Source organism: Nocardioides convexus (genome assembly GCF_011090295.1).
Genome location: NZ_JAAMYA010000001.1, coordinates 754,206 through 774,792 on the forward strand (window position 1 = coordinate 754,206; position 20,587 = coordinate 774,792).

Here is a 20,587-nt window from a genome sequence, read left to right on the forward strand (position 1 = left end):
CGCGATGCGCAGCCGGAGGGCGTACGCGAAGCGGAGCAGCGGCGGGAGTGGTGCATCGTGCATGGCCGCCCACTACCCGCTCCGCCCGTCCGTATCCACCCTCAGTTCAACGGCCGTACGTCGCTGCGCACGCCACCGCCGCCGTGCACGTCCTCGACCAGGCTCGGCGAGCGCGGTCAGGGCGACGCGCTGCGACAGCGGGCCGTAGGAGACCCGGGCGACGCCGAGCTCCTCCAGGCGCGCCAGCGGCGGGATGCCGGGCAGCCCGATCAGGGTCAGCCGCTGGGGGCCGAACGCCTCCACGAGGGTGGCGACCTGCTCCTCGTCGAGCTTTGCCGGGGACGAAGACCACCGGCGCGCCGGCGTCGAGGTAGGCGCGGCCGCGGCGCACGGCCTCCTCCAGCGGGTTCTCGGCGCCCTTGACGAAGGCGTCGGTGCGCGCGTTGAGCACGAAGTCCGGCACGCCCTCGGCCTCGGCCGCCTTCATGATCGCCGCGACCTGGGCGACGGCCTCGTCGAGAGGCTTGAGCCTGGTCCTCGATGTTGGCGCCGACGACGCCGACGCCGATCGCCTTGCGGACGGTCTCGGCGGCGTCGCCGTACCCGCCCTCGAGGTCGGCGGAGACGGGCAGGTCGGTCGCCGCGACGATCCGCCGGACCTCCTCGATCATCTCCTCGACGGGGATGTTCTCCCCGTCCTCGTATCCGCGCGAGGCGGCGATCGAGTGGCTGGCCGTGGCCAGCGCCGTGGTGCCGGACAGGTCGCTGACGACCTTGGCGGAGATGCTGTCCCAGACGTTGACGACGGTGAGCAGGGCGGGGTCGGTGTGCAGGCCGAGGAGGGTGGTGGCCAGCGAGCCTGGTGGTCATGGCCCCAGCATGGCGCGCAGGGCCAACCCCGCCCCCGGCGCTCAGCGCACGGACAGGGTGCGCACCACCGTCGAGCCGGCGTAGGTGGAGTTCTGCACGAAGGCTCACCCGGATCTGGTGGGCGCCGCGGCGCAGGCCGGTGAGGGTGACCAGGCGCTTGCCCTTGTCGAGACGCACGGTCTTGACCAGCCGCGCGCCGTCGTAGATCCGGACGAGGCCGCGCATCCGGGCCGCGCCCGGTGCCGTGAAGTGGTTGGCCCAGGCGCGGGTGATCGCGCTGACCCGGAGCCTGGCCCTTGGCGCGGGAGACGCCACTGACGGCCGAGCGGGTGGCCCAGCGCACCGGCGGGTAGGCACCGTTGACCTTGAGCGCGCTCCACCGGCGGTCGATCGCCTTGGTGGGGTTGGGCTCGGGGAACTGGTGGGTCGCCATGACCAGCACGGAGATCGACGTGCCGACATCGGCCGGGCGGACCAGGTAGGTGAGGCCGCCGGCGCCGGCGATCGGCTTCATGCTGCGGCGCCAGACCTCCCAGACCGTCCAGTCCGAGGTCCACGGCCCGAGGGTCGCCTTCATGTACTGCCCCACGATCGCCTGGCCGGTCACCACCGGCTCCTTCATCTGGTACAGGATGAAGTTGGTGAAGCCTGGAGAAGCTCTCGGCCACCACCGTGTCGCCCCGCCAGGCCTGGACCCGGACGCGCATCCGGTGCCAGTGGTCCGCGGCCGACATCGTGTAGCGCGCGGAGGTCGCACCGGGCACCGGCACCATGGTGCTGGGATCGGCCTGCTTGTCGGCGCGGAACCACTGGTAGTGCAACGTGGTCCCGGCCGGCCACGAGCCGGTGCTGTAGTCCGGCTTGGCGGTGTAGTGGTAGCCGACGACCGGACCGCTGTAGAGCGGGTCGGTGTCGAGCAGGATCCGCGGCGCCGAGCCGGCCGCCTGCGACGGTGACGTGCCGGGCAGGAGGCCGAGAGCGAGGCACGCGGCCGCGAGGACCGCGAGGAGCAGGGTGCGTGCTGGGGGGCGCATGGTCGTCAACGCTAACCCCGACCACCGACAGCCGGACCCGAATCGGGGAGCCCGGGACCTTCGTCTCCCCCGGACCGCCCGGTCGGCTACTCCCCGCCCCGCGGGTGGCAGGCGGACTCGAAGACCCCGCCCGGGCGGGTCCGCAACCGCTCGGCGTAGGCCCGGAACGCCTCGTGCATCGCCCGGCTCTCGATACCGAGCACGGCCTCGTCGGACGCGGTGCCGTCGGTGGTCCAGTTGTCGGAGCCGACCCAGGTCCAGTACTGCCGACGGCCTCCGGCGACATAGGTGGCCGACATGTCCTTGGAGTGCGTGTAGGTGCCGTCGGTGAAGCAGCCGGGTGCCACCGCGACCCCGCCGCCGCGCAGGATCCCGCGGACGTCGTACGACACGGTGGGGCCGGCGAGCAGCACGATCCGAGCCCCGCGCCGCGCCATCGTGGCGAGCCGCGCCGCGATCCGGTCGCCGCGCTCGCCCCACATGGAGTACATCGCGACGCGGATCACCGTGCCCGGGCGTGCCGGGATCGCCGCGAGCCGGCGCAGCACCGGGTCCCCGGCGGGCGCCTGCGACGACAACGGCGAGAAGTACGCCGTCCAGCCCGGGCCGGCGTAGGTGCGCAGCGGGCGGTGACGGTCCGCCATCCGCACCTGAGCCGACCAGATCCCGGCGAAGGCGCGGTAGACGTCCGCTCCGACCCACTGCCACATCAGCGCGTGCGCGCGGGAGTCGGCGAGGTCTCCGGCGTTGTAGGAGCCCGTCACCGTCACGTACGGCGTGTTGCCGACCCGGCTGAACCGCCAGGTCTTCTGGTGCATCGCGCCGCCCGGCCCACGGGTCGAGCCGCGCGCGAGGCGCACCCAGGAGGCATCCGTGCGGTCCGCGGCGAGCAGCCGGTGCAGCCGCACCGACTCCGGGTGCTCGCGCACGGTGGAGGCCTCGACGACCACCCGCACCTGCACCCCGCGCGCGAAGGCACGGGCCAGGGCGGTCTCCAGCGCACGGGAGCCGAGGAAGTAGGTCATCACCTCCACGCTCTCCCCCGGCGGCACGCCGTCGACCGAGCGCACCAGGCTGGTTCGTGATCCGGTGCGGGGCGCGCACCGGATCGGTGCTCAGCAGGGTGGAGGTCACGGTGGGTCCGGCCGCGGCGACCGGTGCTGCGGGTGATGCGGGTGCTGCGGGCGCCGGCGGCGGGAGGGACACCGGGACGGTCAGCAGGAGTGCGGTCAGGAACGTCGAGAACAGGGACGGGAACAGGGCTCGCTCACCTCGGCGTACGGGATCCGTCGGGCGGTCGGACGCCAATCTGGCGGCGCCGCGCAGCCGGCAGGGTGCACCCAGGTGAAGGCCCGCGGACCAGCCCGCGAACAGCGCGGCCCGGGGCGGGAAGCACGAAGGCCCCGGGTCTCTGACCTGCAGAGACCCGGGGCCTTGTCGGTGTCCGAGGGGGGACTTGAACCCCCACGCCCTAATACGGGCACTAGCACCTCAAAGCCTAGCGCGTCTGCCAATTCCGCCACCCGGACGAGTGCGGAGAAACCGTAGCAAAGCCTGGCCCCGGGTACCGCATCGGCACCCCACTTCGGACGCCCTCCGTTCGCCTCCGCGACATGCCCGACACGCCGGGCGGCTTGAACCGCCGGGACGTCCCTGCAACGGTGGGGAAGGTCCCTGACCGCGAAACGAGAAGGCAATCATGCTCACCCTGACTGAGAACGCCGCCACCATCGTCAAGCAGATGACCGACACCCCCGAGGCCGCCGAGTCCGCGGGCCTGCGGATCTCCGAGGCCGAAGCCGGCTTCGCCGTGACCGCGACCAACGAGCCCATCGCGGGCGACCAGGTCGTGGAGCAGGACGGCGCCACCGTGTACCTCGACACCAACGCAGCCGAGAAGCCTGGACGCGATGGTGCTCGACGCCGGCGTGGACGACACCGGAGCCGTCCAGTTCGGACTGATGGCGCAGGCCTAGGCTGCGCCGTCGTTGAAGGCGGGCCCGGGTGCTGCGGCACCCGGGCTTCGTCGTGTCTGGGAGGCTGTGACCCATGGATCGGCTGCGTGTGGCGTTCGTTCCGGGCGCGACCCCGGACAAGTGGGCGAGGGTCTGGCGTGAGCGGCACCCGCGGATCCCCCTGGACCTGAGCCTCGTCGAGGAGTCCGCCCAGCGCGCCGTCCTCGACGAGGGTACGGCGGACCTCGCCCTCGCCCGGCTGCCCGTCGACCTCGACCGGCCCACTCCCCTGCACTGCGTCCGGCTCTACGACGAGTCGCCCGTCGTCGTCGCGAGCCGCGAGCACCTCGTGGCCGCACTCGACGAGCAGGACGTCGTCGATCCCGCTGACCTCAGCGAGGAGCAAGCTGGTCGTGCCGCACCCGTCGGGCTGGACGCCGGACGTCGACCAGCCTGGACTTCCCCGCGATGCCGGCCAAGGACGCGATCGAGGTGGCCGCCTCGGGCACCGGGATCGTGATCGTGCCCATGTCGGTGGCCCGCCTGCACCACCGCAAGGACGTGGTCACCCGCGTCGTCGACCTGCCGCCGACCACGATCGCGCTGCTCTGGCTGCGCGACGCCGACAGCCCGCTCCACCAGGACTTCGTCGGGGTCGTGCGCGGCCGGAAGGCGAGCAGCAGCCGCTGATCCTGGCGCCCCACGCACCTACCGAATTCGTCGTGATCCGACCGGTTTCACAGCAAATTCGGTAGTTGCGACGTCAGCCCAGGTGAGCCGCGGCCCACTCGCCGAGCGCCCGGGCGCTGCGGTCCACGAGCGAGGCCCACGCGACCGCGCCCTCGTCGGCGTTGTCGGAAACGTGCTTGACCAGGCGCACCGGGACGCCGAACTCCGCAGCGACGTAGGCCACGGCGTAGCCCTCCATGTCGACCAGCCTGGGCCCGCTCGGCCAGGCGAGCGCGCACCAGTGGGTCGGTCACGAAGACGTCGCCGGTCGCGAGCACGGTCTCGCCCGCGCCCACGACCAGGCGCTCGCGCGGGTCGTAGCCGAGGGCACGGATCGCCTCGGCGTTGATGTCGTGGTTGAGCACGGTGCCGACCTCGAACAGCCCGTCCACGTGGTCGTGCAGAGCGCCGGCGGTGCCGATGTTGACGACGGTGAGGTCGCCCAGGTCGTCGTACGACGACAGCCGGCGCGCCAGCGCGGTCGCCGCCGCGGTCTTGCCGATGCCGGTGACCAGGAGGTCGAGACCGGCGGGCAGGTGGGCCGCCTCGGCGGCGGTGGCGGACACGACGAGGACGCGGGGCACGGGCGTCAACCTATCTGGGCCAGGATGGGTGGATGAGCACCGCGCGCGCCATCGCTCCCGGCCGGGTCAACCTGATCGGCGAGCACACCGACTACAACCGCGGGCTGTGCCTGCCCTTCGCCATCCCGCTCGCCACGACCGCGACGGTGACCGCACGCGCCGACTGGCGCCTGCGCGTCACCAGCGACGGCGGCGACCCGTGGGAGGGCGCGCTGGGCGAGAAGCCCGACGGCTGGGCGTCGTACGTCGCCGGGGTGCTGTGGGCCCTGACCGAGTCCGGCTGGGAGGTCCCCGGTCTCGACATCGACCTCACCTCCACGATCCCGCTCGGCGGGGGCCTGTCCAGGCTCGGCCGCCCTGGAGTGCTCGGTCGCCGTCGCGGTGGCCGGGCTGCTGGGTGAGGGAGCCTGGACCGGCCGGCCGTCGCGGAGGCCTGCCGACGCGCCGAGACGGAGTACGTCGGCGCGCCCACCGGTGGCGTCGACCGACTCGCCAGCATGCTGGCCACGCCCGGGCACGGTGTGCTCATCGACTTCGCCGACCCGGCGGCGCCGGTCGCGACCAACGTCCCGCTCGACCTCGTCGCGGCGGGGCTCACGATCCTGGTCACCGACACCGGGGTGCGCCACGCGCTGGCCGACGGCGACGGCGGGTACGCCCAGCGCCGGGCCGAGGCGGAGGCCGGGATGCCGAGCCGGGTGCGCCACGTGCGGACCGAGAACGACCGCGTGCGCGCCACGGTCGCCGCCGTCGAGGCGGGTGACTGGGCCGGTGTCGGCGCGTTGCTGACGGCCTCGCACGTCTCGCTGCGCGACGACTACGAGGTCTCGGTCCGCGAGCTCGACCTGACGGTGGAGGCCGCGCTGGAGGCGGGCGCGCTGGGCGCCCGGATGACGGGCGGCGGCTTCGGCGGCTGCGCCATCTCGTTGGTGCACGAAGGCCGCGCCGGCGTCGTACGGGACGACATCGACGCGGCCTATGCGGCGGCGGGGCTCCCTCAGCCGGTGCACCACCAGGTGGTGCCGGCCGAGGGAGCCCGGTTGCTCACTGAGCTCGGCGCTCGAGAGGCCCAGGAGCCGGCGAGCCACGATGAGCCTGCTGGATCTGCTGGGTGCCCTCGAAGATGTCGAGGATCTTGGAGTCGCGCGCCCACTTCTCGAGCAAGCTCCTCCTCGGCGTAGCCCACCGACGCGCACAGACTCGACGCAGGACAGCGTCACGTCCGAGCCGACCCGGCCGGCCTTCGCCTTGGCCATCGAGGCCTCCAGCGAGTTGGGCTTGCGGTTGTCGGCCATCCACGCGGCCTGGAGGGTGAGCAGGCGCCCGGCCTCCCAGTCCGACTCGAGCCTGCAGGAACTTCGCCGCGGCGGCGGACTGCAGGATCGCCGGCTTGTCGTAGTCGACCTCGACGCCGGCCTCGCGCAGCAGGTCGCGGGTCAGGTCGAGCGAGGCGCGGGCGCAGCCCACGGCCATCGCGGCGACCAGCGGGCGGGTGTTGTCGAAGGTCGCCATGGCGCCGGCGAAGCCCTGCTCGACGTTGATCTCCGGCGAGCCGAGGAGGTTCTCCTTGGGCACGCGCGCGTCGGTGAAGGTGATCACCGCGGTGTCGGAGGCGCGGATGCCGAGCTTCTCCTCCAGTCGCTCGACCTTCACGCCGGGCGTGCCCTTCTCGACCACGAACGACTTGATCGCCGCGCGGCCCAGGGACTTGTCGAGGGTCGCCCACACGACGATGCAGTCCGAGCGCTCGCCGGAGGTGACGAAGATCTTCTCGCCGTTGATGACGTACTCGTCGCCGTCGAGCACCGCGGTGGTCGAGATGGCGGCCGAGTCCGAGCCGAACGACGGCTCGGTGATCGCCATCGAGGCCCACTTGCCCTTGAACCGCTCGAGTTTGCTCGTCGTTGGCGACCGAGGCGATGGCCGAGTTGCCGAGGCCCTGGCGGGGCATCGACAGCAGCAGACCGGTGTCGCCCCAGCACATCTCGGCGACCGAGGTCACCGAGGCGAGGTTCGAGCCGTTCTTGACGGTCTTGTCGGAGTCGTCGCTGTCGCGGCGCACGCCGGTGGCGCCGGCTCCCTCGCTCGCGCCGGACTCGGAGAGCCCGTCGATCATCGCCGCGAGCATGTCGAGTCTCCTTGGGGTACTCGTGCTCGGCGATGTCGTACTTGCGGGAGATGGGCCGCAGCATGTTCATCGCGACCTGGTGGGCCTGGTCGATCAGCGCACGGTGCTTCTTCGGCACCTCGAGGTTGATGGCCATCAGACGAGCACCGTTCCTTCCATGATCCCGATCGCACGCAGGTCGCGGTACCACCGCTCCACCGGGTGCTCCTTGACGAATCCGTGGCCACCGAGCAGCCTGGACGCCGTCGAGGCCGATCTGCATGCCCTTGTCGGTGCACGCCTTGCGCGCCAGCGCGACCTCGCGGGAGAAGTCCTTGCCGGCCGCCGCGCGGGAGGCCGCGCGGTAGGTCAGCAGGCGCATGCCCTGCAGACTCGATCGCGATGTTGGCGACCATGAAGGCCACCGACTGGCGGTTGGCGATCGGCTCGCCGAACGCCTGCCGCTCCTTGACGTAGGGCGTGACGTAGTCGAGCACGGCCTGGCCGGTGCCGACCGCGAGCGCACACCAGGCGAGGCGGGAGAGCCGCACGCACTCGGCGTACGTCGAGCCGTCGGTCTCGCCCAGCACGGCGTCCGCGGGGACCTTGACGTCCTCCAGGACCGAGCTTGGTCAGCGAGGCGGCGCGCACGCCCATGGCCGGGTCGCCCTCGATGCTCAGGCCCTCGGTCGAGGACTCCACGAGGAAGAGGACCGGCTTGCCGTCGAGCCTTCGCGCCGACGACGAAGAGGCTCCGCGCTGTCGCCGCGGGCGACGACGCTCTTGGTGCCGTTGAGGACGTAGCCGTCACCGGACCTCTTCGCGATGGTGGACGGGTCGAGCACGTCGAAGAGGACGGTCGGCTCGTTGAGCGCGAGCGCGGCGGCCGGGACCTCGTCGCCGGTGAACGCCGGCAGGTAGGTCTGCTGCTGCGCGTCGGTGCCCCACAGGCCGATCGCGGTCGCGACCGAGCCGGGCGCCAGGGTGGCGACGGCCGGGCCCATGTCGCCCTTGGCCAGGGCCTCGGCGACCAGGGTGCCGGCCATCGCGGAGCGCTCCTCGGAGACGCCGCCCAGCGACTCCGGCACGCCCAGGATCGGCAGGCCGATCTCGAGGCTGGCCTTGAGGAGTTCGTCGGGAGCGGCGCAGGCCTTGTCGGCCTCGAAGGCAGCAGGACGCACGACCTCCTCGGCGAACTCGGCGACGACGTCGACGAGCATCTGCTCGTCCTCGCCGGGGGTCAGGTCGAAGACGCCGCTCGCGGCCGCGGGCGTCGGGCGGGTGCCCGGCTGGCCCTTCTTGCCGGCCTTCGCGAAGCCTCCGGCTAGCGTTGGTGATCGTCTTGAACCCGGTCCGGGTGACCGAGAAGACGGCCTGCTCGGCGGGCTTGCGGAGGCGGACCTTGTCGAGGAGGTCGGTCTGGGCGAGCCGGTTGAGGCCGGCGACGAGGTAGCCGATCGGATCGCGGCTCTCGGTGCTCGGAACCCCGTGCTTGCCGCCCGGCTTGAGGTTGCTGATCAAGGACATGACACAAATGTAACTGCGAGTTACACATTGCGCTACACCCTGGGTGACATCGGCGTGTGATCTGCTTCTCTAGGATTCTCGCCATGACGGACGAGACCCCCCTCGCGCCCTACGGCCCGCTCCCCCGCGGCGGCACCGTCCGCCCGATGACCCGCTGGGGAACCCCCGTCATGCACCGCCCCCAGGCGAAGGTCACCGTCTTCGACGACGCCCTGCGCGCGCTCGCCGCCGACATGGTCGCCACGATGTACGCCGCCGACGGCGTCGGTCTCGCGGCCTGCCAGATCGGCGAGGACGTCGCGATGTTCGTCTTCGACTGCCCCGACGAGTCCGGCCAGCGGGTGGTCGGGCTGGTCTGCAACCCGGAGCCTGCACCTGCCCGAGGGCAAGGACCGGGTCCTCGACGACAGCGCCGAGGGCTGCCTGTCCTTCCCCGGCGCCTTCGTCGACTGCGCCCGTCCCGACTGGGCGGCGGTCACCGGCGTCGGTCTCGACGGCCGGCCGGTGCGCTTCGAGGGCGACGGGCTCCTCGCCAAGTGCCTGCAGCACGAGACCGACCACACGCTCGGCACCGTCTTCGGCGACCGGGTCTCGGCCAAGGCGATGAAGAAGCTCAAGAAGCAGCACGACGCGGCGACGGAGGAGTACCCCGCGGACTGGCCGGCCTGAGCCTTCGCCGGCTCGGCTAGGTTGCCAGCATGTCCGTCGACGCCGAGTCTCGCCCCCCTCCTCCAGGCCTGATCGAGGCCGGGACCCCGATGCACACGCTGACGCCCGCCGAGGCGCGCGACTCCTTCCGCAAAGCCTGACCGTGGACTTCCGGCCGCCGGGCACCCTCGCCGAGGTCGCCTCGGTCCAGGACGCCACCGTGGCCGGCGCGGAGGGGCCGCTGCCCGCGCGGGTCTACCGGCCGGCCGGCGACGGCCCGTTCCCGACCGTCGTGCTGCTGCACGGCGGCGGCTTCGTGATCGGCGACCTCGACACGCACGCCGCGATGGCGCGCTCCATCGCGGCCGGCGCGCAGGCCGTCGTCGTCGCGGTCGACTACCGGCTCGCCCCCGAGGCGAAGTTCCCCGCCGCCGCGGAGGACGCGATCGCGGCGGTCCGCGACGTGCAGTCCCGGCTGGCGGAGTACGGCGGCAACGACGTCCTCGCCGTCGCCGGCGACTCCGCGGGCGGCAACCTCTCCGCGGTCGCCGCCCAGCACGTGCCCGGCATCGCCGCCCAGCCTGCTCGTCTACCCGGCGACCGACGTGCTCGGGGAGTACACCTCGCGCGAGGAGAACGCCACCGGCTACTTCCTCGACCAGCCCACCCTGATCTGGTTCATCGGCCACTACGCCGACACCGCCTCGGACCTCGCCGACCCCAAGATCTCGCCGCTGCACGGCGACCTCGCCGGGCAGCCGCCTGCGGTCGTCGTCACCGCCCAGTACGACCCGCTCCGCGACGAGGGCATCGCCTACGCCGACGCGCTCGCCGCCGCAGGCGTGCCGGTGCACCAGACGACGTACCCGGGGCTGATCCACGGTTTCTTCGACATGGGGCCGTGGTCGAAGGCCTGCCAGCAGGCGATCGACGAGACGATCGCGCGCTTCGGCGAGCCTGCTGCACTGAGCCTCAGGCCCCGCCAGCGTGGCTGGGCAGGACGCAGGCCGCGTCCAGGCCAAGCACCCGGTTGAGCCGGCCGAAGGCGAGCCACGAGCCCAGGCACATCGAGAGACTCGACGATCTCGCGGTCGGAGTAGTGGACCCGCATCCGCTGCCAGAAGCCGTCGTCGATGCCGTGGTGGTCCAGGGCGTAGCGCTCGGCGTACTCGGCAGCGAGGCGGGTGCGCTCGTCGAACGCCCGGGTGGTGCGCCAGTCGGCGACTGCCTGGTCGAAGCCCTCCTCGACCTTCTGCCCGTCCCGCTCGGTACGCCAGTCCTGGCAGAACAGGCAGCCGTTGACCTGCGCGATCCGCAGCCGCGCCGCCTCGAACTCGCGCAGGCCGAGGGTGCTGTGCTCGTAGACGCTCATCGCCAGCGCGGACGCCGCCGGGCCGATGCCGGGCACCAGCTCGCCCCACACGTGGAGGATCGGGTCCTTGCCCTCGGGGATCTCCAGGAACATCAGGACTCCTTGAGGTAGGCGCTCGGGAGGAGCGGGACGTCGAGGCCGTCGTACAGGCCGGGGGTGGCGGTGCGCAGCCACGGGATCGCGTTGACCAGCCGGTTGGCGGCGGTGGCGTTGCCGCCCGCGGCGCGGTTGCCGCCCTCGTCGGTGGCCTCCACGTTGACCTCGATCCGCGGGCGCCCCTCGATGATCACTCGGTGCGCGCCGTCTCCTCCGTCGGGCGGGAGCGGCCAGTCCGGCGCGACGTCCCCGGTGATCCGGGTGACGTGCTCGACGACGATCCGCGGCTCGCCGCGCACGATGCCCTGCACCTCGAAGCGCAGCGCGCCCTGGGTGCCGGCCTCGAAGTCGCCGAGCGCGGTCGTGACGGTCGCGTCCAGCGCGCGCCGCTGCACGCTCTCGCGCAGGCTCGTCCACCTCCACGCCGAGCGCTCGTGCGACCAGCCGCACCTGCCCGCCCCACACCATCGACGGGATGCCGGCCGCGACCATCGGCGGCTCGTGGTCCATCGGCTGGCCCATGCCCACGATGAAGCGCACGGAGTCCTCGGCGTCGTACGTCGCGTAGTCGAAGATCTCCTGGCAGCGCACCTGCTCCACCTCGGACGCCAGCCCGCTGACCAGCGCCGGCAGCAGGTCGTTGCCCCACCCGGGGTCGATCCCGCTCACGAAGAGGGCCGTGCTCCCCTCCCTGCAGGCCTGCTCGAGCGGGTCGCGCAGGCTCGGCCGGGGCACTGCGGTGGTCGTAGAGCGCGTAGACCGACGGGGTCACCACGACCGCGCCGGCGGCCAGCACCCGCGCGATGTCGGCGACAGCGTCGTCGGGGCGAAGGCTCTCCCGACGCGGTGTAGGCCACCGCTCCCCCGCCCGCGAGGGCGCCCAGCGCCGCGTGCACGTCGGTGGTGGCACTGATGCCGGTGTCCCCACCGAGGCCGGCGAGATCGCCCGCGTCGCGCCCGGCCTTGGCCGGGTCGTTCACGATCACCGCGGTGAGGGCCAGCCCGGGGTGCGCCGCGACCGCGCGGATCGCGGCCCGCCCCATGTTGCCCGTGCCCCAGACCACCACCGGGATCGGCTCCGCGCCGGAGTAGAACGTGTTCTCGTCGGTCATGCAGGGAGGCTAGGGCGAGATCGCCCGCGGCGGTAGTGCGACAGGGTGTCCGATCTCGAGGGGTCTCTTCTCCGCGGTGTCCGACGGTGGCTAGCGCTGGGAGGTGACGTAGCAGGCGACGGCGGTCGCGGCGGCGACGTTCAGCGAGTCGATGCCGGCGGCCATCGGGATGATCGCGCGACGATCGGCGGACTGCTCCCAGCGCGGGGAGAGGCCGTGACCCTCGGAGCCGAGGACGAGGGCGACCCGGTCGAGGCCGGCCACCGCATCGGTGATCGGTACGGCGTCGGCGGCCAGCGTGAGCGCCACGGTGGTGTAGCCGCGGGCGCTGAGGTCGGGCAGGGCGTCGTACCAGTCGGGCAGGCGGGTCCAGGGCAGGGAGAAGACCGCACCCATGGCGACCTTGATCGCGCGGCGGTAGAGCGGATCGGCGCAGCGCGGGGCCAGGAGCACGGCGTCGAAGCCGAGGGCGGCGCCGGAACGCAGGATGGCGCCCACGTTGGTGTGGTCCACCAGGTCCTCGAGGACCAGCACGGAGCGGGCTCCGTCGAGCACCTCCTCGACGGACGGGAGGGGCCGGCGTTCGAGGGAGGCGAGGGCGCCCCGGTGCACGTGGAAGCCGGTCACCTCCTCGGCGAGCGCCTCGGAGAGGACGTAGCAGGGCGCGTCGGAGCGGTCGAGGACGTCGCCGAGCCCGTCCAGCCACCGCGGCGCCATCAGGAACGACCGGGCGGTGAAGCCGGCCTCGACGGCGCGGCGGACGACCTTCTCCCCCTCGGCGAGGAAGAGGCCGTGCTCAGCCTCGAGGTGCTTGCGGAGCTCGACGTCGCGCAGGTCGCGGTAGTCCGCCAGCCGGGGATCGTCGGCCGCGCTGATCTCGACGAGTCTCGGCCATGTCAGCCCGGGAAGGCGTCGGGGTGCGCGACGGCGACCACGTCGCCGATCACGATGATGGCGGGCGGCTTCACCGACTCCTCGACGAGCCGGTCGGCGAGGGTGGCGAGGGTCGCCAGGACCGTGCGCTGGGTCGGCATGGTGCCGTCGCAGACGACGGCGACGGGGGTCGAGGCGGGCCGGCCGCCGGCGACGAGCGCGGCGGCGATGTGCGGGGCGTTCTCGACGCCCATCATCACCACGACGGTGCCCTGCATCTTCGCCAGCGCGTCGTAGTTGACCAGGGCCTCGGGGTGTCCGGGCGGCAGGTGGCCGGAGACGACGGTGAACTCGTGGGTGACGCCGCGGTGGGTGACCGGGATGCCCGCGATGCCGGGGACGGAGACGGGCGAGGTGAGGCCCGGGATCACGGTGACCGGTACGCCGGCCTCGCGGCACGCGATGATCTCCTCGTAGCCCCGGCCGAAGACGAAGTTGTCGCCGCCCTTGAACCGCACGACGCGCTTGCCGGCCAACGCCCGGTCCACGATCACCCGGTTGATCTCCTCCTGCATGGCCGAGCGGCCGCGCGGGAGCCTGGCCACGTCGACCAGGCTCCACGTCGCTGGGCAGGTCGCCCAGGAGCTCACGCGGGGCGAGCCGGTCCGCGACGACGACGTCCGCGGACATCAGCGCCTTGCGCCCGGCGATCGAGATCGACTCCGGGTCGCCCGGTCCGCCGCCGACGAGAGTCACCCCGGCGGTGCGCTCGCGGTGGTGCGGTGCGGCGATGGTGCCGTCGCGCAGGCCGGCGACGATCTCGTCGCGCACGGCCGCCGAGCGGCGCGGGTCGCGGTTGCCGACCACGGCGACGGTGATCCCGGCCTCGCGGCCGATCGCGGGCGTCCACGCGGTGCCGAGGGTGGCGTCGTCCGAGCGCACGCAGAAGATCCGCTGGGCCTCGCACAGCCTGGGACACGTGGTCGTTGACGGCGCGGTCGTCGGTCACCGCGACGACGTACCGAGCTCCCGTCGAGGTCACCGTCCTCGAAGGGCCGCTCGTGCCAGGTGATCTCCCCCGAGCCGACCAGGCCCTCGATGGCGGGCGTGACCACCGGCGAGACCACGTGCACGTCGGCGCCGACCGCGATCACCTGCGGCACCCGGCGCTGGGCGACGTGCCCGCCGCCGACGACGAGCACGCGGCGCCCGGCGAGACGAAGGCCGGAGGGGTACGGCGGGAAGTCACTCACCCGCACATTCTCCCGACATGCCCCCCGCGGCCGCTGACACGGGTTCACGGAGCGGACTAGGTTCGGTGACATGAGTCTCGATCGCCCCGTCAGCCCGGACCCGTACACCCTGCTCCCCGCCGTGTCCTCCTTCGCGGTCACCAGCGCCGACGTCGCCGACGGCCAGCCGCTGAAGGACGACCAGGTCGCCGACCTCGGCAACACCTCGCCGCAGCCTGTCGTGGGAGCCCGGTCCCGAGGGCACGAAGTCGTACGTCGTCACCTGCTTCGACCCCGACGCCCCTACCCCGAGCGGCTTCTGGCACTGGGTGCTCGTGGACCTGCCGGCCGACGTGACCTCGCTCGACGCGGGCGCGGGCGCCGAGGGCGCGAGCCTGCCGGGCGGCGCCTTCATGTGCCGCAACGACGGCGGGCCGAAGGCGTTCATGGGCGCCGCTCCGCCGCAGGGCGACCATGTGCACCGCTACTACTTCGTCGTGCACGCGGTGCGCGAGGAGACGCTGGGTGTCGACTCCGACGCCTCGCCCGCGGTGGTGTCCTTCAACCTGGCGTTCAAGACGCTGGGCCGCGCGATCCTGCACGGGACCTACCAGCACTGACCCAGGGGTTCCTGACCTTTCCTGGCGGTTCCTGGCCGTTGCAACGGTCAGGAACCGCAGGAATCCCCGCTTGAGCGGGGATTCCTGCAGCCCTCACAGCCCCATCGACTTGGCGATGATCAGCCTTCATGACCTCGGACGTGCCGCCGTAGATCCGGGTGACCCGGGTGTCGGCGTAGAGCCGGGCGATGGGGTACTCGTTCATGTAGCCGTAGCCGCCGTGCAGCCTGCAGGCAGCGGTCGATCACCCGGCCGGCGACCTCGGTGCAGAACAAGCTTGGCCGAGGCGGCGTCCACCGCCGTGAGTCTCGCCGAGGTCGTGCGCCTCCAGGGCCCGGTCGCAGACCGCCTGGGCGGCGTCGACCTCGGACTGGCAGCCGGCGAGACTCGAACTTGGTGTTCTGGAAGGACGCCACCGTGGTGCCGAAGACCTTGCGCTCCTCGACGTAGGCCTTCGTGAACCGGATCGCGGCCGCGGCCTGCGCGTAGGCGCCGACGGCGATCCCGAGGCGCTCCTGCGGAAGGTTCTGCCCGAGGTAGGAGAAGCCCTCGTTCTCCTCGCCGAGCAGGTCCTCCACCGGCACCCGTACGTCGGTGAAGGACAGGCTCCGCCGTGTCGGAGGTCCGCAGCCCGAGCCTTGTCGAGCTTTGCGACCCACGGCCCAGCCCTCGGACTTCGTGTCGACCGCGAGCAGGGAGATGCCGAAGCGGCGGTTGTTCTCCAGCGGCGGCGAGGTGCGGGCGCAGACGATGACCCGGTCGGCGAGCACGCCGCCGGTGATGAAGGTCTTCGCGCCGTTGAGGACGTAGTGGTCGCCGTCGCGCTTCGCGGTGGTCTGCATGCCCGCGAGGTCCGAGCCGGTGCCGGGCTCGGTCATCGCGATCGCCCACATCTCCTCGCCGGAGACGAAGCCGGGCATCCAGCGCCGCAGTCTGCTCGGGGGTGGCGAGCTTGAGCAGGTAGGGCAGGCAGAGACTCGACGTGGACGCCGGAGCCGCCGAGGTTCACGCCCGCCCGGGCGCACTCCTCGGTCAGCACCGCGGAGAACTTGAACGACTCGATCCCGGCGCCGCCGTACTCCTCGGGGACCTCGATGCCGTAGACGCCGAGGTCGCCGACCTTCTTGTACAGGCTCGCGCGAGACCTGCCCCGCGTCGTACCACTCCTGGTAGTGCGGGACGACCTCCGTCTCCAGGAAGGCACGGATCGTGCGGCGGAAGTCCTCGTGGTCCTCGTTGAACACTGTGCGGCGCATGGGCTCATGCTGCCACCGGGGTCAACGGCTCAGCGCACCGAGTCGCCGCCCGCCTCCCGCAGCAAGCCTGCTCGAACGGGGTGGGCGCCGCGAGCTCGTCGTCGACGCTGCGCCGAGGCGCCGGCGCCGGAGCGGTTCCGGCGCCGAGCAGGGCGGCCAGGCTCGCCGGCGGCGCGCTGCACCCGCTTGTCGAGGCTGCCGTCGTCGGTGGCGCCGAAGTCCTCCGCCGCCGCGAACACACCGGTCGGTACGACGACCGCCCGCAGGTAGGCGAGCAGCGGACGCAGCGCGTGGTCCAGCACGAGGCTGTGCCGCGCGGTGCCCGCGGTCGCCGCGATCACGACCGGCTTGCCGTCGAGCGTGCCCGGCTCCAGGACGTCGAAGAACGTCTTGAACAGCCCGGAGTACGACGCCGAGAACACCGGCGTCACCACGACCAGCGCGTCGGCGTGCCGCACGGCGTCGATCGCCGGGGCGAGGTCACCCGTGGGGAAGCCGGTGAGCAGGTGGTCGGACAGCGCGTGGGCCAGCGGCCGGAGCTCGACGTGGCGGACGTCGACATCCCGGCCGCGGGCGGTCACGGCGTGCTGCACCGCGTCGCCGATCTTGTCCGCGAGCAGGCTTGGTCGAGGACGGGACGGAGAGCCCCGCCGAGACCACGACGACGCTGGTCATGCCGAGACCTCCTCACGGTCCGTCGTACCGGTCATGGTGTCCTCGGCGTGCATGGTGGTGTCCCGTCCGCCACCGGCCGCCGCGACGAGCGAGGCGTGGGTCGGCGCGTCCGGCACGTCGGCCGGGCGACCCTCGGCGAAGCCCTTGCGCATCTCGGGGAGGATCTCGCCGAGCAGGTCGAGCCTGCTCGAGCACGGTCTTCAGTGGGAGCCCGGCGTGGTCGACGAGGAAGAGCCTGGCGCTGGTAGTCGCCGACGTAGTCCCGGAAGGACAGCGTCCGCTCGAGCACCTCCTGCGGCGAGCCGACGGTCAGCGGCGTCTGGGAGGTGAAGTCCTCCATCGAGGGGCCGTGGCCGTAGACCGGGGCGTTGTCGAAGTAGGGCCGGAACTCGTTCTTGGCGTCCTGGCTGTTCTTGCGCATGAAGAACTGCCCACCGAGGCCCACGATCGCCTGGTCGGCGCGGCCGTGGCCGTAGTGCTCGAAGCGCTCGCGGTACAGCCGCACCATCTGCTCGGTGTGCGAGGCCGGCCAGAAGATGTGGTTGTGGAAGAAGCCGTCGCCGTAGTACGCCGCCTGCTCGGCGATCTCGGGGCTGCGGATCGAGCCGTGCCACACGAAGGGCGGCACGCCGTCGAGGGGCCGCGGCGTCGAGGTGTAGCCCTGCAGCGGCGTGCGGAAGCGGCCCTCCCAGTCGACGACGTCCTCGCGCCACAGGCGGCGCAGCAGGGCGTAGTTCTCGATCGCGAGGTTGATGCCCTGGCGGATGTCCTTGCCGAACCAGGGGTAGACCGGGCCGGTGTTGCCACGGCCCATCATCAGGTCGACGCGGCCGTCGGTGAGGTGCTGGATCTTCGCGTAGTCCTCGGCGATGAGCACCGGGTCGGTGGTCGTGATCAGCGTGGTGGCCGTGGAGAGGATGATCTTCTCGGTCTGCGCGCCGATGTAGGCCAGGGTCGCGGTGGGGTTGGAGGCGACGAACGGCGGGTTGTGGTGCTCACCGGTGGCGAACACGTCGAGGCCGACCTCCTCGGCCTTCTTGGCGATCGCGACGGTGGCCTTGATCCGCTCGTGCTCGGTGGGCGTGCGTCCGGTGGTCGGGTCCGCGGTGACGTCCCCGACGGTGAAGATGCCGATCTGCATGGTGACCGCTCCCTGGTGGTGAGTTCCGATTGTCACCCACCAGAACGGGTGACATGTCAACTATATTCCAGGCGCCGGACCACCAGCACGGCACGGTCGTCGTCGCCGCGCTCGACCTGCTCGATGATCCGCGGCGCGACCCCGTCCCAGGCTCTCCGCGACCGCCGTCCGGGCCGTCTCCCGCAACCAGGCGATGCCGTCGTCCATGGGCAGCGAGCGGGACTCCACCACGCCGTCGGTGTAGAACATCAGCGCCTCTCCGGGCGCGAGGACACCGGCGCTCTCCACGACCTCGGGCGTCTCGCACGCGCCGAGCGCGGTGCCCCGGGCGTTGTCGACCTCCCACTCGCGCAGGTGCGCCGACCAGCGCAGCGCCGGCGGATGACCCGCGCTGCGGATGAGGTACTCCCCGTCGCCAGGTCCAGCACCACCTGGACCGCCGTCGCCATGCTCTCCTCGGAGGGCTGGCGCAGCAGGAAGGTGTTCGCGGCGCCCAGCAGCCCCTCGTCCGGTACGACGCCCAGCAGGCTCTCCAGCGCCCCCGCGAACCGGACCGCGGCGGGCACCGCCGTGGCACCGCTCCCGCAGACGTCGACGAGCACCAGCCTGGAGCCGGCCGGTCGCGGCCGCCAGGTCGCTGACGATGAAGTCGCCGCCGTACGCGAACCCGGAGGCGGCGAGCATCGCCGACTCGTGCGCCCAGCCGGGCGGCAGGTCCGGCATCCGGCCGCGGGCCAGCAGGTGGTTGCGCAGCCGCGTCCACTCTGCATCGTCGTCCACGACCGACAGCGTACGCAGGGTAACCTTCCTCCGGACCCGGTTCGGCCATCCCCCCTTGGCCGGACCGGGTCCGCCTGCTTCCGGAGGATCCCTACACTCGGGGGCGTGAGCGAGCCGACCACCGTCGACGTCCTGGGCGAGCCGTGGACCGCGGAGACCATCCCGTTGCCCGACGACTTCGAGGGCGAGGTGGTCGCCACCCTGGTCGCCCGCCGCGGCGACCGGCCCACCGAGCACGCCGTGCTGCACGTGCACGGCTTCTCCGACTACTTCTTCCACACCGCGTGGGGCGAGTGGTGGCTCGAGCGGGGGCACGACGTCTACGGCGTCGACCTGCGCAAGTACGGCCGCTCCATCCGCCCGCACCAGTCCGCGACCTATGTCGCCGACCTCGAGGAGTACTTCGCCGACCTCGACGCCGCGTGGGAGCGGATCACCGTCCGCGACGGGCACAGCCGCGTGGTGCTCTCCGGGCACTCGACCGGCGGGCTGATCGTCGCGCTGTGGGCCGACGCCCGCCAGCCCGCCGAGTCGGCCGGGCTGCTGCTCAACTCGCCCTGGCTGGACCTGCAGGGCCCGCCGCTGCTGCGCACGCCCGCGGTCGGCCTGGCCATCGAGCAGATCGGCCGCCGGCAGCCGATGCGGGTCCTCGGGCGCACCGTCGAGGGCAACTACGCCCGCAGCCTGCACCGCGACCACGACGGCGAGTGGGACTTCGACCTGACCTGGAAGCCGCTCGGGTCCTTCCCGGTCCGCCTCGGCTGGCTGCGCGCGATCCGGCGCGGGCATGCCCGGCTCCAGGCCGGGCTCTCGGTGAGCGCGCCGGTGCTCGTGCTCTCCTCGGACCGCAGCAGCGCGCCCAAGGAGATGGGCGAGGACGTCTTCAGCACCGACATCGTGCTGGACGTGCGCCAGATCCGCCGGTGGTCGAGCGCCGTGGGCCGGCACGTCACCTACGTCGCCGTACCGGGCGCGGTGCACGACGTCGTGCTCTCCCGTGCCGAGCCGCGAGCGCGTGCCTACGACGAGATCGAGCGCTGGCTGGCGGCGTACGTCCTGCGCTGAGCCTCAGCGCAGCCCGGAGATCATCTCCAGCGACTCGCGGACCCGGGCCGAGGCCCGGTCCGTGCGCCACTCCAGGCTGAGGACGCAGGTCAGCGAGGTGGTCCAGGGCAGCCGGTGGAGCCGCTTGGCCGCCGGGTCCTCGCTGATCATCATCATGGGCAGCACGGCCAGTCCCAGTCCGGCCAGAGCGCTCGCACGGACGGCGTCGAGGCTGGTGACCTGGAGGACCTGGTAGTCGGAGCGGAAGCCCGTCAGCAGGTCGCGCTCGGTGGCCGTGCGGCACACGCACTGCTCAGGGCCGGCCAGGACGGTGCGCGAGCGCTCGATCTGCGGGCTGCTCGCGACCAGGGCAAGGGCCTCGCGGCGGATGATCTTCCGGCGCAGGAAGGGGCTCTCGGTCATCTCCGCGTCCTGGCCGATCTCGGTGGCGCGCGGGATCAGCGCGATGTCGAGGTCGCCGTCACGCAGCCGGTCCGAGAGCCGGCAGGGGGTGTCGGCGGTGACCTTCGAGGCGATCGGCCCGGCGTCCAGGCGCAGCCGCTTGAGCAGGCCGGGCAGGTGGTAGCAGCAGCCGAACTCGGTGGCGCCGAAGCGCGCACCGTCGCTGGCGCGCTCCCGACGGGCGCTGGCGAGCGCGTTGTCGAGGCTGCGCAAGATGGTGGGCGCATGCTCGAGGAGGTCCTTGCCGGCCTCCGACATCGTCACGCTGGCGCCCTCGCGGACGAAGAGCGGGACGCCGACGACGGCCTCGAGCCTGGCGGATGTGACCGGTGACGGTCGAGCGCGCGTAGCGCAGGTCGGTCGCCGCGGCCGCGAAGGTACCGGCCTGCGCGGCGGCAACGAAGGTCTCGAGCCATTTCGTCTCCATGCTGACCTGGCCGGTCCCGAGCCGGATCGGCCGTTCCTTTCCC

General features: G+C 72.4%; 22 protein-coding genes, 1 tRNA gene and 9 pseudogenes. 9 read left to right on the forward strand and 23 right to left on the reverse strand.

Annotated elements, in window-relative coordinates; genetic code table 11:
* Window positions 1–106: 106 nt before the first annotated feature.
* The 4 genes and pseudogenes from G5V59_RS35905 to G5V59_RS05625 form a co-directional block, all read right to left on the reverse strand.
* Window positions 107–854: pseudogene (locus G5V59_RS35905) on the reverse strand (isocitrate lyase/phosphoenolpyruvate mutase family protein).
* A gap of 120 nt (window positions 855–974) precedes the next feature.
* Window positions 975–1,913 (reverse strand): hypothetical protein, encoded by a 939-nt coding sequence (locus tag G5V59_RS05615; protein WP_278255849.1) that lies wholly within the window; start codon window positions 1,911–1,913, stop codon window positions 975–977.
* A 77-nt stretch (window positions 1,914–1,990) separates the two neighbouring features.
* On the reverse strand, window positions 1,991–2,974 hold the full coding sequence (locus G5V59_RS05620; protein ID WP_278255850.1) for a phospholipase D-like domain-containing protein: 984 nt from the start codon (window positions 2,972–2,974) through the stop codon (window positions 1,991–1,993).
* Between the two features lie 371 nt (window positions 2,975–3,345).
* Window positions 3,346–3,433, reverse strand: a tRNA-Gln gene (locus G5V59_RS05625).
* Between the two features lie 170 nt (window positions 3,434–3,603).
* Here G5V59_RS05625 and G5V59_RS05630 point away from each other — a divergent pair.
* The 3 genes from G5V59_RS05630 to G5V59_RS05640 are packed head-to-tail and all read left to right on the forward strand — an operon-like array spanning window position 3,604 to window position 4,549.
* A complete protein-coding gene (locus G5V59_RS05630) occupies window positions 3,604–4,050 on the forward strand; it encodes a hypothetical protein (RefSeq protein WP_278255851.1) in 447 nt (148 codons plus the stop codon).
* Window positions 3,969–4,379 carry a LysR family transcriptional regulator substrate-binding protein gene (locus G5V59_RS05635; RefSeq protein ID WP_278255852.1) on the forward strand — a complete coding sequence of 137 codons (411 nt, stop codon included), beginning with the start codon at window positions 3,969–3,971 and terminating at the stop codon, window positions 4,377–4,379. The genes G5V59_RS05630 and G5V59_RS05635 overlap by 82 nt, the downstream gene beginning before the upstream one ends.
* A complete protein-coding gene (locus tag G5V59_RS05640) occupies window positions 4,352–4,549 on the forward strand; it encodes a hypothetical protein (protein ID WP_278255853.1) in 198 nt (65 codons plus the stop codon). The genes G5V59_RS05635 and G5V59_RS05640 overlap by 28 nt, the downstream gene beginning before the upstream one ends.
* A 73-nt stretch (window positions 4,550–4,622) precedes the next feature.
* On the opposite strand, the gene G5V59_RS05645 is transcribed toward G5V59_RS05640, so the two are convergent.
* Entirely contained in the window at window positions 4,623–4,787 is a 165-nt protein-coding gene (locus tag G5V59_RS05645) for a hypothetical protein (protein WP_278259658.1), read from the reverse strand.
* 70 nt (window positions 4,788–4,857) lie between these two features.
* Window positions 4,858–5,172 (reverse strand): annotated as a pseudogene (locus tag G5V59_RS05650) (nucleosidase); the annotation flags it as partial.
* A gap of 32 nt (window positions 5,173–5,204) precedes the next feature.
* On the opposite strand from G5V59_RS05650, the gene G5V59_RS05655 reads away from it, so the two are divergent.
* Together G5V59_RS05655 and G5V59_RS05660 are read left to right on the forward strand one after the other, a co-directional pair.
* Entirely contained in the window at window positions 5,205–5,573 is a 369-nt protein-coding gene (locus tag G5V59_RS05655) for a galactokinase family protein (RefSeq protein ID WP_278255854.1), read from the forward strand.
* Between the two features lie 96 nt (window positions 5,574–5,669).
* Window positions 5,670–6,353: a hypothetical protein gene (locus G5V59_RS05660; protein ID WP_278255855.1), complete on the forward strand. Its 684-nt coding sequence runs from the start codon at window positions 5,670–5,672 to the stop codon at window positions 6,351–6,353.
* A 24-nt stretch (window positions 6,354–6,377) separates the two neighbouring features.
* Here the strand turns inward: G5V59_RS05660 and G5V59_RS05665 are convergent.
* The 5 genes and pseudogenes from G5V59_RS05665 to G5V59_RS05685 all read right to left on the reverse strand — a co-directional run.
* Window positions 6,378–6,467 (reverse strand): annotated as a pseudogene (locus G5V59_RS05665) (hypothetical protein); the annotation flags it as partial.
* Window positions 6,468–6,813: 346 nt separating this feature from the next.
* Window positions 6,814–7,035 (reverse strand): annotated as a pseudogene (locus G5V59_RS05670) (acyl-CoA dehydrogenase family protein); the annotation flags it as partial.
* 400 nt (window positions 7,036–7,435) lie between these two features.
* Entirely contained in the window at window positions 7,436–7,534 is a 99-nt protein-coding gene (locus tag G5V59_RS05675) for an acyl-CoA dehydrogenase family protein (protein ID WP_278259659.1), read from the reverse strand.
* 194 nt (window positions 7,535–7,728) lie between these two features.
* Window positions 7,729–7,869: pseudogene (locus G5V59_RS35910) on the reverse strand (acyl-CoA dehydrogenase); the annotation flags it as partial.
* A gap of 87 nt (window positions 7,870–7,956) precedes the next feature.
* On the reverse strand, window positions 7,957–8,499 hold the full coding sequence (locus tag G5V59_RS05685; RefSeq protein ID WP_278255856.1) for an acyl-CoA dehydrogenase family protein: 543 nt from the start codon (window positions 8,497–8,499) through the stop codon (window positions 7,957–7,959).
* A 390-nt stretch (window positions 8,500–8,889) separates the two neighbouring features.
* Between G5V59_RS05685 and def the strand changes: the two are divergent.
* Both def and G5V59_RS05695 read left to right on the forward strand, forming a co-directional pair.
* Window positions 8,890–9,475 (forward strand): annotated as a pseudogene (def, locus tag G5V59_RS05690) (peptide deformylase).
* A 142-nt stretch (window positions 9,476–9,617) separates the two neighbouring features.
* The gene (locus tag G5V59_RS05695; RefSeq protein ID WP_278255857.1) at window positions 9,618–10,937 is read left to right on the forward strand and encodes an alpha/beta hydrolase fold domain-containing protein; all 1,320 of its coding nucleotides are present in this window, start codon (window positions 9,618–9,620) and stop codon (window positions 10,935–10,937) included.
* Here the strand turns inward: G5V59_RS05695 and G5V59_RS05700 are convergent.
* The 6 genes and pseudogenes from G5V59_RS05700 to G5V59_RS05720 all read right to left on the reverse strand — a co-directional run bounded on the left by G5V59_RS05700 (window position 10,919) and on the right by G5V59_RS05720 (window position 14,160).
* Complete coding sequence (locus G5V59_RS05700; protein WP_278255858.1) at window positions 10,919–11,317, reverse strand: hypothetical protein; 399 nt, start codon at window positions 11,315–11,317, stop codon at window positions 10,919–10,921. The two genes, G5V59_RS05695 and G5V59_RS05700, sit on opposite strands and share 19 nt — an antisense overlap.
* A gap of 270 nt (window positions 11,318–11,587) precedes the next feature.
* Window positions 11,588–12,034: a hypothetical protein gene (locus G5V59_RS05705; protein WP_278255859.1), complete on the reverse strand. Its 447-nt coding sequence runs from the start codon at window positions 12,032–12,034 to the stop codon at window positions 11,588–11,590.
* 90 nt (window positions 12,035–12,124) lie between these two features.
* Entirely contained in the window at window positions 12,125–12,910 is a 786-nt protein-coding gene (locus G5V59_RS05710; RefSeq protein ID WP_278259660.1) for an RNA methyltransferase, read from the reverse strand.
* Between the two features lie 20 nt (window positions 12,911–12,930).
* A complete protein-coding gene (gene cobA, locus G5V59_RS05715; RefSeq protein ID WP_341351139.1) occupies window positions 12,931–13,557 on the reverse strand; it encodes a uroporphyrinogen-III C-methyltransferase in 627 nt (208 codons plus the stop codon).
* Between the two features lie 16 nt (window positions 13,558–13,573).
* Window positions 13,574–13,738 (reverse strand): annotated as a pseudogene (locus tag G5V59_RS35915) (SAM-dependent methyltransferase); the annotation flags it as partial.
* Window positions 13,660–14,160, reverse strand: coding sequence for an NAD(P)-dependent oxidoreductase (locus G5V59_RS05720; protein ID WP_278255860.1), 501 nt, complete (start codon window positions 14,158–14,160; stop codon window positions 13,660–13,662). The gene G5V59_RS05720 and the pseudogene G5V59_RS35915, both read right to left, overlap by 79 nt.
* A 70-nt stretch (window positions 14,161–14,230) precedes the next feature.
* On the opposite strand from G5V59_RS05720, the pseudogene G5V59_RS05725 reads away from it, so the two are divergent.
* Window positions 14,231–14,759 (forward strand): annotated as a pseudogene (locus G5V59_RS05725) (YbhB/YbcL family Raf kinase inhibitor-like protein).
* Window positions 14,760–14,878: 119 nt separating this feature from the next.
* On the opposite strand, the gene G5V59_RS05735 reads toward G5V59_RS05725, so the two are convergent.
* From G5V59_RS05735 to G5V59_RS05760, 5 genes and pseudogenes are all read right to left on the reverse strand, one after another.
* Window positions 14,879–15,679 (reverse strand): acyl-CoA dehydrogenase family protein, encoded by an 801-nt coding sequence (locus tag G5V59_RS05735; RefSeq protein WP_341350866.1) that lies wholly within the window; start codon window positions 15,677–15,679, stop codon window positions 14,879–14,881.
* Entirely contained in the window at window positions 15,634–16,023 is a 390-nt protein-coding gene (locus G5V59_RS05740; RefSeq protein WP_341350867.1) for an acyl-CoA dehydrogenase family protein, read from the reverse strand. Before G5V59_RS05740 ends, G5V59_RS05735 begins: the two co-directional genes overlap by 46 nt.
* A 21-nt stretch (window positions 16,024–16,044) precedes the next feature.
* The gene (locus G5V59_RS05750) at window positions 16,045–16,608 is read right to left on the reverse strand and encodes a CE1759 family FMN reductase (protein WP_278255862.1); all 564 of its coding nucleotides are present in this window, start codon (window positions 16,606–16,608) and stop codon (window positions 16,045–16,047) included.
* A 78-nt stretch (window positions 16,609–16,686) separates the two neighbouring features.
* Window positions 16,687–17,831, reverse strand: a pseudogene (locus G5V59_RS05755) (LLM class flavin-dependent oxidoreductase).
* 60 nt (window positions 17,832–17,891) lie between these two features.
* Complete coding sequence (locus G5V59_RS05760; RefSeq protein WP_278255863.1) at window positions 17,892–18,611, reverse strand: SpoIIE family protein phosphatase; 720 nt, start codon at window positions 18,609–18,611, stop codon at window positions 17,892–17,894.
* Window positions 18,612–18,716: 105 nt separating this feature from the next.
* Between G5V59_RS05760 and G5V59_RS05765 the strand changes: the two genes are divergently transcribed.
* The gene (locus G5V59_RS05765) at window positions 18,717–19,676 is read left to right on the forward strand and encodes an alpha/beta hydrolase (protein ID WP_278255864.1); all 960 of its coding nucleotides are present in this window, start codon (window positions 18,717–18,719) and stop codon (window positions 19,674–19,676) included.
* Between the two features lie 3 nt (window positions 19,677–19,679).
* Here G5V59_RS05765 and G5V59_RS05770 read toward each other — a convergent pair whose 3' ends face one another.
* Window positions 19,680–20,330 carry a substrate-binding domain-containing protein gene (locus G5V59_RS05770; protein ID WP_278255865.1) on the reverse strand — a complete coding sequence of 217 codons (651 nt, stop codon included), beginning with the start codon at window positions 20,328–20,330 and terminating at the stop codon, window positions 19,680–19,682.
* Window positions 20,331–20,587 lie beyond the last annotated feature (257 nt).